The organism is Pseudomonas sp. PvP001, from assembly GCF_040546375.1.
GTDB lineage: Bacteria > Pseudomonadota > Gammaproteobacteria > Pseudomonadales > Pseudomonadaceae > Aquipseudomonas > Aquipseudomonas coleopterorum.
Map to the genome: position 1 here is coordinate 4,668,172 of NZ_JBEPNQ010000001.1, position 13,187 is coordinate 4,681,358.

A 13,187-nucleotide genomic window follows, 5' to 3' on the forward strand; every position below is an offset into this window, starting at 1 on the left:
GGGCCGAATCGTGCTGGTCGTTCGTCAGCGACCGTCCAATCTACCGACGTCCGCACCGATTGCGCGTCGGCCCCATAGAGCGAGCGATTGCCATGTATCCCCCTCTTCAGACCCGTTGCTTCAAGGCCTATGACATCCGCGGCCAGGTTCCCGCCGACCTCAATGACGACATCGCCTACCGCATCGGTCGCGCGCTGGTCTCCGAGCTGCACGGTAAAGCCTATGTCGTCGGGCGCGACATGCGCCTGGAAAGCCCAGGCCTGGCCGCTGCCCTGATCAAGGGCCTGACCGAGGCCGGCGCCGACGTGCTCGACCTGGGCCTGTGCGGCACCGAAGAAGTCTATTTCGCCACCAGCCACCTCAAGGCCGACGGCGGCATCATGATCACTGCCAGCCATAACCCCAAGGGCTACAACGGCATGAAACTGGTGCGCGAGCACTCCAAGCCGATCAGCGGCGACACCGGCCTCGACGCCATCCGTGCCCGCGTAGAGGCCGGCAACTTCGACGACAAGGCAGCCACTGCAGGCCACGTTCGCGAAGTGTTCGACAAGAGCGCCTACATCGAGCACCTGCTGACCTACATCGACGTCAACTCGCTCAAGCCCCTCAAGGTCCTGGCCGATCCCGGCAACGGCGCCGTGGGCCCGACCATCGAACTGCTCAAGACCAAGCTGCCCCTGGAATTGATCGTCATCAACGGCGAGCCAGACGGCAACTTCCCCAACGGCGTGCCCAACCCGCTGTTGCCGGAAAACCGCGAGCTGACCCGCAAGGCCTTGCTGGAAAACGGCGCCGACATGGGTATCGCCTGGGACGGCGACTTCGACCGCTGCTTCTTCTTCGACGACAAGGGCCGCTTCATCGAGGGCTATTACCTGGTCGGCCTGTTGGCTGAAATGCTGTTGAAGAAACACCCCGGCAGCAAGATCATTCACGACCCGCGCCTGACCTGGAACACCATCGAACAGGTCGAAGCCGCAGGTGGCGTCGCCATCCAGAGCAAGACCGGCCACGCCTTCATCAAGGAACGCATGCGCGCCGAAGACGCAGTGTACGGCGGCGAGATGAGCGCCCACCATTATTTCCGCGACTTCGCCTACTGCGACAGCGGTAACATCCCGTGGCTGCTGGTGGCCGAGTTGATGAGCGTCACCGGCAAGACCCTGGCCCAACTGGTGGACGAGCGCATCGCAGCGTTCCCGTGCAGCGGCGAGATCAACTACGAAGTCGCCGACGTGAAAGGCTCCATCGAGAAGATCCTGGCGTTCTACACCGCCCAGAACCCCAGCGTCGACCGCACCGACGGCATCAGCGTTGAGTTCGCCGACTGGCGTTTCAGCCTGCGGGGTTCGAACACCGAGCCATTGCTGCGTTTGAACGTGGAAAGCCGCGGCAGCGAAGAATTGGTGGCTCAGCGTGTCGCTGAGATTGAGCGTTTGATCAAAGGATAATTATGTTTGGCATGTTAAGAGGCATCTGGGACTACAGAGGCTTCATCGTCACCTCCATCAAGAACGAGTTCGTCGCGCGCTTTGCGCGCAGCAAGCTCGGTGGCCTCTGGATGATCATTCATCCCCTGGCCCAGGTCGCTATCTATGCGCTCATCCTGTCGAACGTGCTCGGTGCCCGCTTGCCGGGCATCGACAACAAGTACGCCTACGCGCTGTACCTCATCGCTGGCATTCTGGCGTGGAACCTGTTCGCGGAGATCGTCGGGCGCTGCCTGACGGTGTTCATCGAGCAGGGCAACCTGATGAAGAAGATGCGCTTTCCGCGTATCGCGTTGCCGATCATCGTCGTAGGCTCCGCATTGCTCAATAACCTGCTGCTGTTCGCTGCGGTATTGATCATCTTCGCCGCACTGGGCCATGCCCCGAACGTTCAGATGTTCTGGTTGATCCCGCTGACTTTCACGATCGTTGCGCTGGCCGTCGGCGTGGGCCTGGTGCTGGGCGTCTTGAACGTGTTCATCAGGGACATCGGGCAGGTCATGCCCATCGTGCTCCAGGTCTGGTTCTGGTTCACCCCGATCGTGTACTCGATAAACATCGTGCCTGATTATCTGAGAGGCACACTGGACTCCAATCCCATGTACCCCATCGTCGCCGCCTACCACAACGTGTTGGTGTACAAGGTGCAGCCTGATTTCGCGCAGATCGGCGTGGTGGTCTTGATCGCCTTGGGCTTGATGCTGCTGGGCTTGTTCCTGTTCCGTCGGGCATCCGCAGAAATGGTGGACTCCCTATGACACTCCTCACAGTCACCAATGTTGGCAAGGCCTACCGCTCTTATCGTTCGGAATGGCAGCGCATGGCGCGTTGGTTCTACATGCCGGTCAAGGCCACCGAAGAGCATTGGGTGCTCAAACACATCAGCTTCAGCCTGGGCGCCGGCGAAGCCATCGGCCTGGTCGGCCAGAATGGCGCCGGCAAATCCACGCTGCTGAAGATGATCACTGGAACGCTGCAGCCGACTGAAGGCAAGGTTCAGGTGAATGGTCGCATTGCGGCCATCCTCGAGCTGGGCATGGGCTTCAATCCCGAGCTCACAGGTCGGCAGAATGTCTACCACGCCGCCGGCCTGATGGGTTTCAGCGTCAATGAGATCAACAGCGCCATCGACGACATCGAAGCGTTCGCCGAAATCGGCGAGTATTTCGATCATGCTGTGCGCACCTACTCCAGCGGCATGCAGATGCGCGTGGCATTTTCGGTAGCCACGGCGTTCCGCCCCGAGATACTGATCATCGACGAAGCCCTGTCGGTGGGTGACAGCTACTTCCAGCACAAGAGCTTCGGTCGCATCAAGGAATACCAGAAAGCCGGTACCACTCTGCTCATCGTGTCCCACGACAGAGGCTCGATCCAGGCGCTGTGCAGTCGCGCGATTCTTCTGGATGGCGGCACCATCATCAAGGATGGCCCGCCTGAAGAAGTCATGGACTACTACAACGCGATCATCGCGCAGAAAGAAAACTCGGTGGTCGAGGTGAATACGCTGGCCGATGGCGGTCGCCAGACCAAGTCCGGCAGCGGGAAGGCTTCCATCGAAAGCGTGGCGCTGTACAACGCCGAAAACGCCCCGGTCGAGTACATCGCGGTAGGGGAGGACGTGTGCCTGACCATCAAGGTGAAGATCAACGTCGAGTTGCCGGAGCTGGTCGTGGGCTATGTGATCAAGGATCGGTTGGGTCAGGATGTCTTTGGCACCAACACTTACTTTCTCAAGCGCGTGCGAACCGATTTGCGTGAAGGCGAAGAATTGACATACGAATTCCGCTTCCCGGCCATGCTAGGCGTCGGATCGTATTCGGTGGCCGTTGCCCTGCACGCGACAGACAGCCATGTCGCGGACAATTACGAGTGGCGCGATCTGGCGCTGCTGTTCAATGTGGTCAACATGTCCAAGGACAGCTTTGTAGGCTTGGCCTGGATACCTCCGGTCGTGGAGTGCAAATGATGGATGACGGTTTCTACCGCGCTTTTGAAGACCGCCATCGCGGTTCCAGAGAGCTGATTAGCGAGCGTTTGAGGGTGTATCTGCCATTTCTGGAGCCGCTGAAAAGTCTCTATCAGGATTATCCGATACTGGATCTGGGCTGCGGTCGTGGCGAATGGCTGGAGTTGCTTCAACGCGAAGGCTACGCCCCTATGGGTGTGGACCTCGACGAGGGAATGCTGCAGGCCTGCCAGGCGCTGGGCCTGCCCGCGCGCAACGCGGATGCCTTGGCGGCCCTCAGGGAGTTGCCGGACAATAGCCTGATAGCCTTGACCGGTTTTCACATCGCTGAACACATTCCGTTTCCCATTCTGCAAGAAGTCGTTGCCGAGGCGTTGCGCGTATTGCGTCCGGCTGGACTATTGATTCTCGAAACGCCGAATGCCGAAAACCTTGCCGTGGGCAGCAACACCTTTTATCTGGATCCTACCCATGAGCGACCTTTGCCCAGCCCTTTACTGTCATTCCTGACCGAACATGCTGGTTTTGCCAAGGTGAAGGTAGTGCGGCTACAGGAGCGCCCGGAGCTGCGTACTGCTGAGACCGTTATCGGTTTGTCGGATGTCCTCTCGGGCGTCAGCCCAGACTATGCGGTAATAGGCCAGAAGCAGGCTGGCCTGGATGAATTGGGCAGTTTCCTGCCAGCGTTCGACACTGCCTATGGCGTCTCTCTGGATCAACTGGCAGCGCGTTACGATCATGTCCTCGATCAGCGGCTAAGTGCGATGGAAAGCAAACTCGCGCAAGGTCCAGCACAAGAATCCCTTGCGCAGTTCGTCACCTACCCGGGTTTGCAGGACGCACTGGAGCGTATCCATACTCATCATGCCGAACAGTTGAAGCTGTTGCATGAGAACTTCCAGCACTCGGCGGATGTGCACGAAGACCGCTTCGGTCAGTCGGTCCAGACTCAAGAAAAGCGATTCAACGAAGCGTTGCTGGCCCAGGAAGAGCGGTTCACCAAGGCGGTATTGGCGCAGGAACAACGCTTTCAGGACCTCGTCATTGCTCAGGAGGGGCGCTTCAGCAACGCTGTGGTGGCCCAGGAGCAGCGTTTCGTCGATTCGGCCGCTGCCCATGAGCAACGGCTCTTCGGATCGTCCTTGACGCAAGAGCTCGAGCAGGTTCGCACCGAGCTCAATGCTTCGTTGGGGAATGCCCATCACTGGTACTTGCGTGCGGTCGCCTTGGAGCAGCAGCTGCAAACGATGCAGCGCAGTACCTTCTGGCGCATGACCGGCCCGGCCCGTTGGGTGGTACACGGCGTGCGCACTGCCCCGAGTGCCATCGTCAGGGGCGTGCGCGGCACGGGTCGTCAGGTTCTGGGCGGTGCAGTCCAGTTCGTGCTTGGGCGACCGATGCTGCGTCAACGTCTGGACGGCTCGCTGAAGCGTTATCCGCGCCTGTACATGGCCCTCAGGAGCGTGGTGCACAACCATGGGATGATGGCCGATGCCGCGATGGCTTCCAGTCCTCCTGGCGACGGTTCAGTGCCTCCGCACCTAGAAGGGTTGTCGGTTGAAGCGCGACAGGTTTATCACGACCTCAAAAAAGCTATTGATCAAAAGGACTTGGGCTGATGCGGATTGTAGTAGATATGCAGGGCGCTCAGGTTCATTGCGCTAACGCCCAGTCACCCTGCTACGTCATGGATCTGGTCGAAAGCCTGGTCGAGAACCGTGGCGAGCATGAGATCTTTCTGGCCTTGAGCAGCTTGCTCGATGGGACCATCGAAGCCATTCGTGCGAAGTTTCACGGTGTCTTGCCTAGCGAGAACATCCGCGTTTGGTCCGCTCCCGGGCCTGTAGACCTGCGCCATGGCAAAAACGCCGGGCGCGCCAAAGTCGCCGAACTGGTGCGTGAAGCCTTCCTGGCCAACCTCGAGCCGGACCTTTTGCTGTTGTCCCATACGGTACATGACGGCAGCAAAGAGGCGGCATCGGTCATCGACGCGCTGCCCAGTGGTATGTCGGTAGGCGTTATCGTCGACAGTGCCAGCGGATTCGAAAACAACGCGCCCATCCCGCAGTGGGCCCGTCAGTTCGACCGAAGTGGTCAGACCCACAGCGTATTGCTGCTGCGCCCACTGCACGCAGAAACCGTCGGCCAGGCGCTCGACATACCTTCCGAGCGGATGATTTCTCTAGCAACGCATTCAAGCGCTGCCTTCGACGAGCAAGATCTGCGCAGCGATGCATCAAGCATCTTCGCACTGTTGAAGCGAAGTGCCGTTGCTCCGCTGGAAAAGCCTGCGTCTCGTCATCGCCTGGCTTACGTTTCGCCGTTGCCGCCACAAAAAAGCGGGATTGCCGGATACAGCGCCGAGCTGCTGCCCGAGCTCAGCACCTACTATGATATCGACGTCGTGACCGGCTATTCGGAAGTGAGCAACACGTGGGTGTTGGCCAACTGCACACTGCGCACCGTCGAGTGGTTCCGGGAAAATGCATCGCAGTATCAGCGGGTCATCTATCACCTGGGCAACAACCCGATGCATGCCTTCATGTTCGATTTGCTCGATGAGATTCCAGGCATCGTGGTGCTGCACGATTTCTATCTGGGCAACGTGCACTGGTACCGCCAAGCGCATTCGCTCAAGCCTGGCGCATGGATACAGGAGTTGTACCAGAGCCATGGTTACAAGGCGGTGGCGGATTTCTTCGAGGACGGCGTTCATGAGACGCTACCTCGTTATCCCGGGAGCCTGGGCGTGCTCAGCAAGGCCCTGGGGGTGATCGTGCATTCCGAATACTCGCTGGCGCTGGCACGGCACTGGTACGGCAACTCGGAACACTGCTCCATGATTCCGTTGCTGCGGGTTCCCGCAACAACGCCGGACCGGGCCGCAGCCCGGAAGGCACTGGGTTTGGAGCCGGATGACTTCGTGGTTTGCACCTTCGGATTCATGGGCAAGACCAAGCTCAACCACCGCCTGCTCTCTGCATGGGACGACTCCGCGCTGTTGAGCGAGGACCGCAAGTGCAAGTTGTTGTTCGTCGGGCAGAACGAAGCGTCCGACTACGGTCAGGACATCGAGAAACAGCTCAAGGCACGCAAGCAGGCGTCAGGCGTAAGCATCGTTGGCTGGACCGACAACGCGACCTACGAAATGTACCTGGCGGCGGCGGATGTGGGTGTGCAGTTGCGTGAATTGTCTCGCGGCGAAACCTCGGCCGCGGTGCTCGACTGCTTCAACTTCGGCTTGGGAACCATCGTCAATGCGAACGGCGCAATGGCCGATCTGCCTGACGACGTCTTGATCAAGCTGCCGGATCAGTTCAGCGACACGCAATTGACCGAAGCGCTGGAGCAATTGCGCGGTGATCCACAGCTATGTCGGAAGCTGGGCGACCGCGCAGCTGCCTTTGTGCATGCCGAGCATGCTCCCGCACAGTGCGCCAAGTTGTATATGGAGCGAATCGAAGCCCACTACGATGAGCACAGTCGCTACAAGGCCTTCGTGTCCTCGGTGGCCGACGTCATCGCGAGTAACAAAGACGGCGTCGATATTCTCGAAACTTCCAAGTGCATCGCGCTCAATCAGCCGCCAACCATCGGTCTGCGTCGTATCTACGTCGACGTGTCCGCCATGGCGCGTATCGATCTACGGACTGGCATCCAGCGCGTTGTCCGAGCACTGTTGCTGGCACTGATCGAATCACCGCCGCCGGGTTACCTGTTCGAGCCTGTGCTGCTGAGTAACGTGGGTGGTGCGTGGCACTGGCGCTATGCGCGCAGTTTCATGATGGCGCTCATGGGTTGCCCCAACGAGTGGTTGCGCGATGACCCGGTCGACATGCAGCCGGGCGAGCAATTCCTCGGTCTGGACTTTTGCGGTTCGTATACCGTGGAAGCCGGTAAGGCCAATGTCTTTGCTCGCATGCGCGAGCGCGGCGTGAGAACGTCGTTCGTCGTCTATGACCTGATCCCGATCCTGTTCGAGGAGCACTTCCCGCCAGGCACCAAGGATGCGCATGCGCAATGGTTGTATGAAATCACCCAGGCCGATGCCGCTCTGTGCATTTCCGCTGCCGTGGCCCACGACCTTCAGTATTGGCTGGCGGTGCACGGCGCCCCGCGCCCTGATCACAAGCGCCTGGAAACAAGCTGGTTCCATCTGGGCGCAGACCTGAACTCCTCGGTGCCAAGCACCGGGATGCCGGACGGTGCTGTCGAGATTCTCGCCCGTCTGCGCAGCGCACCGACCTTCCTCTCGGTAGGTACCATTGAACCGCGCAAGGGCTACGCCCAGACGTTGGCCGCCTTCGACCTGCTATGGAATGAAGGCGAGGACCTGAATCTGGTCTTCGTCGGCAAGGAAGGCTGGATGGTCGACAAGCTTGCAGCCAGTGTGCGCAAGCACCCGCAGCTGAACAAACGCCTGTTCTGGCTCGAGGGCATCAGCGACGAATACCTCGAGAAGCTGTACGAGTCTTCGTCTTGCCTGCTGGCCGCTTCGGAAGGAGAGGGGTTCGGGCTGCCGCTGATCGAGGCGGCCCAACATAAGTTGCCGATCCTGGCGCGGGCGCTTCCGGTGTTCCGTGAAGTGGCAGGCGAGCATGCCGCCTTCTTCGAAGGGGATACGCCGCAGGCCCTGGCCGATGCGGTGAGCCAGTGGGTCCGCACCGATGCGGAGGGCAATACCATTCGTTCCGACGAAATGCCATGGCTGACCTGGAAGCAAAGCGCGGAGCAATTGAAGAGGGCGCTGTTCGGTTTCGAGTGCGACTCGCCTTCGATAAACCACTGCGCTGGAGAAGTCGGGCAGCAGGAAAGGGAGTTCGAAGGTAGCAAGTAGCAACGATATAGCTTGCAAGCCGTGCCTGACCGCCAAGGCTTGCAAGCGGCCATGTCGCCATGTTCGCAGCAGACTCCAGGGGAAGGCTGGCTAATACCCAAGCGACATTTTCTAATGTATTATTGCCGGCTATATGCGTTCTCCCGTTGATGGGCAAGGACCGAGCTAAACCAATGACGGTGCACGTATAATGACAACCCGCTTGAAGCTTGAAGACCGACTCGTTGGCAAGAAAATTCTGGTGACCGGACACACCGGATTTACCGGAAGTTGGGCATGCCTGTGGTTGACATCCATCGGCGCGAAAGTTGCCGGTTACTCCCTGGCTCCGGATACCACCCCCTCGCTCTATCAGCAAATGGGTCTGGATCAGGAAGTCGACAGCACACTCGGCGACATCTGCGACTTCGAATCGCTGCACAAGGCCGTCGAAGCCTTTGAGCCGGAGTTGATCCTGCATCTGGCCGCGCAGCCGCTGGTGCGCAAATCCTACCGTGAGCCTGTTCAGACGTTCCTCGTCAATGCCCAGGGAACCGCTCATGTGCTGGAAGCGGCACGGCTGGTCAAGAGCGTGCGTGGCGTCTTGTGCATCACCACGGACAAGGTCTACAAGAACAACGAGTGGGCGTGGCCGTACCGCGAGAACGACCCTTTGGGTGGCAAGGACCCCTACAGCGCCTCCAAGGCTGCTGCGGAAATGGTCATCCAAAGCTATGCGGCGTCCTATCCTTTCTCCGAGGGGCAGGGGCCGGCGATCGCCACCGCCCGCGGCGGCAACATCATCGGGGGCGGTGACTGGTCGGAAGATCGCCTGGTACCGGACTTCGTCCGTGCCGCCATCGAAGGTCAGCCGATGACGCTGCGGTACCCGGATGCCACGCGTCCATGGCAGCACGTACTGGCGCTGGTACACGGGTATCTGGTGATCCTGGGTGAACTGGCTTCGGAAAATCCGCAGCGTGTCGCCAAGGCCTGGAACCTGGGCCCACAGGAGCTCAAGCAGTACTCCGTCAGAAGCGTTCTGGAGCTCATGAGTGAGCATTGGCAGCGTCCAGACCTCAAGTACATGGACAACCCATTGCCCGAAGCTGGCTCGCTGGCATTGGACAGCTCGATCGCGAGAAATCAGCTGAACTGGATTCCTGTGTGGGATACCGAAGAAGTCGTCCGGCAGACAGCCGTTTGGTATCGCGACTTCTATGCCAACCCTGAAAACGCCCGCGAGATCACGCTCGCCCAGATCAACGAGTGGCGTGCAGGCGTTCAGGAGTGATCTACATCCTCGGGGGGCGCGGCCGGTTGGGCCAAGCCCTGGCAGCGCTCTACGAGCCGACCGAGGTCGGCTGCCTCGACAGGGCGGATTATCAAGCGTGGCCCACCGAAGGTCCGGCCGCCGTCGAGTCGTACTTTTCCCAAGGCAAGCCTGCACCCTCGGTCATCTACGTGTGTTCGGGTCTGCTCGACCCGCGGCTGAGTGACGAAGCGCTGCTGGCCGTCAACTACGACCTGCCGCGCGCTGTCATCGAAGGCGTCGAAGGTCTCGGCACCAAAGTCGTTACATTCGGCACGGCCATGGAACATGGCTTGACCGACAATCGCTACGTCAAAAGCAAGGTCAGACTCGGCGAGTTCGTGGAGCAGGCCAACGCAACAGGCGCACGCGCAACCCATGTCCGTATCCATACCCAATACGGTGAAGGCGAGCCCAGTCCGTTCATGTTTCTGGGGCAGATGTTGACTGCGTTGCGCAGTGATAGCGCCTTCGCCATGACGCTGGGCAAGCAGCTGCGTGAATATCACCATGTCGAAGATGATGCACGGGCCATCAAGGCCTTGGTGTCGAACGATGTGGCAGGTCTGGTGGATCTCGCGCATGGCAAGCCGGTTACTCTGCGCAGCCTGGCCGAGGCGGTCTTCGAAGCGCTAGGCAAGTCTCATCTTCTGCAGGTAGGCGCCGTACCGGAACCTGCGCAGGACAATTTCGACAGGGTCTTCAGCGTCCCTGAATCACTCAAGACCCATTCGTTCAGGGACACGCTGCCAGCGGTCGTTGAATACATGAAGTCAAGGATGAATGGTTAATGCAAGGTTTCGATACGCACATGCTTGAATCAAACAAAAAACCTTTGGTTTCAATATCGATTCCGGTCCTCAACGAGTCGGGCAATCTCGCAAATCTCTATCAGCGTCTGGTTGCATTGGGCGCGAAGATGGAAAGTCGCTGCGACCTGGAGTTCGTGTTCTCGGACAACCACTCCGATGACACCACCTGGGAGATGCTCACCGAGCTGGCCGCCAGGGACCCACGAGTTCGCGCCATCCGTTTTTCAAAGAACTACGGTTTCCAGCGTTCGATTCTGGCCAACTACATGCACACCCGCGGCGATGCCGTGATGCAGATCGATGCCGATCTGCAAGATCCGCCCGAACTGCTGGAAGCGTTCTTCGAGCGCTGGCAGGAAGGCTTCGACGTCGTCTATGGCGTGCGCCGCAAGCGCCCCGAGAGCTGGCTGCTGAACAACTTCCGTCGCGTGGGCTATTGGGCGATCGACAAGGTCAGCGAGCATCCCATTCCGCGCGATGTCGGCGACTTCCGCCTGATCGATCGCAAGGTGGTGGACGTCCTGCTCAAGACCAAGACCGCCAACCCCTATCTGCGCGGCATGATCGCAGGGATCGGCTTCAATCAGACCGGTATCGCCTACGACCGCGACGCACGTGTGGCGGGCGAGAGCAAGTTCAACGTCAACCGCCTGGTTCGTCTGGGTCTTACTGCGGTGTTCAACCATTCCACCGTACCGCTGCGGGCCGCTTCCTTCGTTGGCAGTCTGATCCTTGCAGCGAGTCTGATCGGCGCCCTCTATTACGTGGTGCTCAGGGTATTCCATCCTGAACTGCCGCCCGGTCTTGCCAGCATTCACATTCTGGTGTTGTTCGGTATCGGCTTGAATTCGTTCCTGCTGGGTATCATCGGGGAATACATCCTGCGCATCTATCTGGTATTGCGGGCCGATCCGGTCGCCGTTATCCAGCAAAGTCTGAACTTCGATCCCTCCGATCTCAAATTATAAGGAGCGTAATATGAAAGCTGTCATTCTGGCCGGTGGCCTGGGTACTCGCATCGCCGAAGAATCGGACACCAAGCCAAAACCGATGGTCGAGATCGGCGGCAAGCCGTTGCTGTGGCACATCATGCGTTCGTATGCCAACCATGGCATCAAGGAATTCGTCATCTGCCTGGGCTACAAGGGCTATGTCATCAAAGAGTTCTTCTTCAACTATTACCGTCACATGTCGGACATGACCATCGATCTGTCCACCGGCGATACCCAGATTCTCAACAGCCAGGCCGAAGACTGGAAGATCACGCTGGTCGATACCGGCCCTGAAACCATGACCGGTGGCCGGTTGAAGCGCGTTGCCCCCTATCTGGACAACGAGACCTTCTGCCTTACCTACGGTGACGGCCTGTCCGACATCAACATCAGCGCGGAAGTCGAGTTTCACCGTCAGCACGGCAAATTGGCCACCGTCGCCGCAGTACAGCCACCAGGCCGTTTTGGCGTTTTGAACATCGACGCCCAGAACGCCGTATCCAGCTTCGAAGAAAAGCCAAGCGACGAGATCGGCTGGATCAACGGTGGCTTCTTCGTTCTGGAACCTGAGGTCATCAAGTACATCGATGGCGACAGCATTTCCTGGGAGCGTGAGCCCCTGACCAACCTGGCAAAAGACGGTCAACTGTCAGCGTTCCACCACACCGGTTTCTGGCAGCCTTGCGACACCCTGCGTGACAAGCGTGAACTCGAAGCCCTGTGGGCGGCCAACAAAGCCCCGTGGCGGATCTGAGCAAGCACATGACTCAAGCGACAGCGGTAAAGGAACGGCGCTGGATCAAGCACCTGATAGGGGGCGGGATCACGCTCATCTGTCTGGCAGCCATCTTCCGTCTGGTGAAGTTCTCCGAAGTGATGGAGGCTCTCAAGCAGTTCGAATGGCATTACCTGATCCTGGGTGTGCTGTCCCTGGCTTTCGGCTATGCCGTCCGGATCTTCCGCTGGTCGGTGATGCTCTCGGCGACCGGCAGCAACGTCAGCTTCAAGAACTGCGCCGCACCTTTTCTGGGTGCCATAGCGCTGAACAACGTGCTGCCGCTGCGACTGGGTGACGTGGTTCGTGCATTGGTATTCCCCAGTGCCATGGGGGTGACCAAAACCGCTGCAGCGACAAGCCTGGTGGTCGAACGGCTGATTGATCTGGTTACGCTGCTGGCCTGTCTCGCCTTGGGCGTGCTGGCCATCCAGACGCTCGAAGTCCCGCCTGCACTGCGCGAAAGTGCGGTGGTGCTGGCACTGCTGGGAGGCATCGCGCTTGCGGTAGGTTTCTTCTTCTCCGGCAGCTTCGCGCGCTTGTTCAACAAGCTGGGCGGAGAGACTGACGCGGGCAGGGGCTCACCCAAGCTGCAGCAGATCTTCCGCACCATCGCCGGCCTGTTCGAAAGCTTCGACGTGATGTCCCGCCCACGAGTGCTGGGGAGTATGTTGCTGCTGTCGGTACTGGTGTGGATGGGCGAGGCAGGGTTGTTCTACTTTGCCCTGCAGGGTCTTGGTCTGGAGGCGACCCCGCTGATGGCGCTGCTGGTCATGGCGATCACCACGCTGTCCACCCTGGCGCCGTCTTCACCGGGTTATGTAGGTCCGTTCCACCTCGCGGCATTCACCGCAGTTTCCCTGATCGGCGGCACTTCCGCGCAAGCGGGCAGTTACGCCGTGATCGTACACCTGGCGCTTTGGCTGCCGACCACCATCGTCGGTGCTCTGGCCATCTGGTCCCGGCCGGCTCTGTTCAAGGCCGCTCGCAAGTGATCAAGACCCTATCCATTCTGGTA

The 13,187-nt window shown here is 59.5% G+C and carries 10 protein-coding genes; all 10 read left to right on the forward strand.

Annotated elements, in window-relative coordinates:
- Window positions 1-92: 92 nt before the first annotated feature.
- The 10 genes from ABMD26_RS21320 to ABMD26_RS21365 all read left to right on the forward strand — a co-directional run bounded on the left by ABMD26_RS21320 (window position 93) and on the right by ABMD26_RS21365 (window position 13,164).
- Window positions 93-1,454 carry a phosphohexomutase domain-containing protein gene (locus tag ABMD26_RS21320; protein ID WP_134721929.1) on the forward strand — a complete coding sequence of 454 codons (1,362 nt, stop codon included), beginning with the start codon at window positions 93-95 and terminating at the stop codon, window positions 1,452-1,454.
- Between the two features lie 2 nt (window positions 1,455-1,456).
- Window positions 1,457-2,251, forward strand: coding sequence for an ABC transporter permease (locus ABMD26_RS21325; RefSeq protein ID WP_122742756.1), 795 nt, complete (start codon window positions 1,457-1,459; stop codon window positions 2,249-2,251).
- Window positions 2,248-3,462, forward strand: a complete 1,215-nt coding sequence (locus tag ABMD26_RS21330; RefSeq protein ID WP_354311708.1) for an ABC transporter ATP-binding protein — start codon at window positions 2,248-2,250, stop codon at window positions 3,460-3,462. Before ABMD26_RS21325 ends, ABMD26_RS21330 begins: the two co-directional genes overlap by 4 nt.
- On the forward strand, window positions 3,459-5,081 hold the full coding sequence (locus ABMD26_RS21335; protein ID WP_354311711.1) for a methyltransferase domain-containing protein: 1,623 nt from the start codon (window positions 3,459-3,461) through the stop codon (window positions 5,079-5,081). The genes ABMD26_RS21330 and ABMD26_RS21335 overlap by 4 nt, the downstream gene beginning before the upstream one ends.
- Window positions 5,081-8,299: a glycosyltransferase gene (locus ABMD26_RS21340; RefSeq protein WP_354311712.1), complete on the forward strand. Its 3,219-nt coding sequence runs from the start codon at window positions 5,081-5,083 to the stop codon at window positions 8,297-8,299. The genes ABMD26_RS21335 and ABMD26_RS21340 overlap by 1 nt, the downstream gene beginning before the upstream one ends.
- Before the next feature lie 190 nt (window positions 8,300-8,489).
- Window positions 8,490-9,572: a CDP-glucose 4,6-dehydratase gene (rfbG, locus tag ABMD26_RS21345; RefSeq protein ID WP_122742760.1), complete on the forward strand. Its 1,083-nt coding sequence runs from the start codon at window positions 8,490-8,492 to the stop codon at window positions 9,570-9,572.
- A complete protein-coding gene (locus ABMD26_RS21350; RefSeq protein WP_354311713.1) occupies window positions 9,569-10,381 on the forward strand; it encodes an NAD-dependent epimerase/dehydratase family protein in 813 nt (270 codons plus the stop codon). Before rfbG ends, ABMD26_RS21350 begins: the two co-directional genes overlap by 4 nt.
- A gap of 20 nt (window positions 10,382-10,401) precedes the next feature.
- On the forward strand, window positions 10,402-11,370 hold the full coding sequence (locus ABMD26_RS21355; RefSeq protein WP_354311714.1) for a glycosyltransferase family 2 protein: 969 nt from the start codon (window positions 10,402-10,404) through the stop codon (window positions 11,368-11,370).
- Window positions 11,371-11,380: 10 nt separating this feature from the next.
- On the forward strand, window positions 11,381-12,148 hold the full coding sequence (rfbF, locus tag ABMD26_RS21360) for a glucose-1-phosphate cytidylyltransferase (RefSeq protein WP_122742762.1): 768 nt from the start codon (window positions 11,381-11,383) through the stop codon (window positions 12,146-12,148).
- A gap of 8 nt (window positions 12,149-12,156) precedes the next feature.
- A complete protein-coding gene (locus ABMD26_RS21365) occupies window positions 12,157-13,164 on the forward strand; it encodes a lysylphosphatidylglycerol synthase transmembrane domain-containing protein (RefSeq protein WP_122742827.1) in 1,008 nt (335 codons plus the stop codon).
- Window positions 13,165-13,187 lie beyond the last annotated feature (23 nt).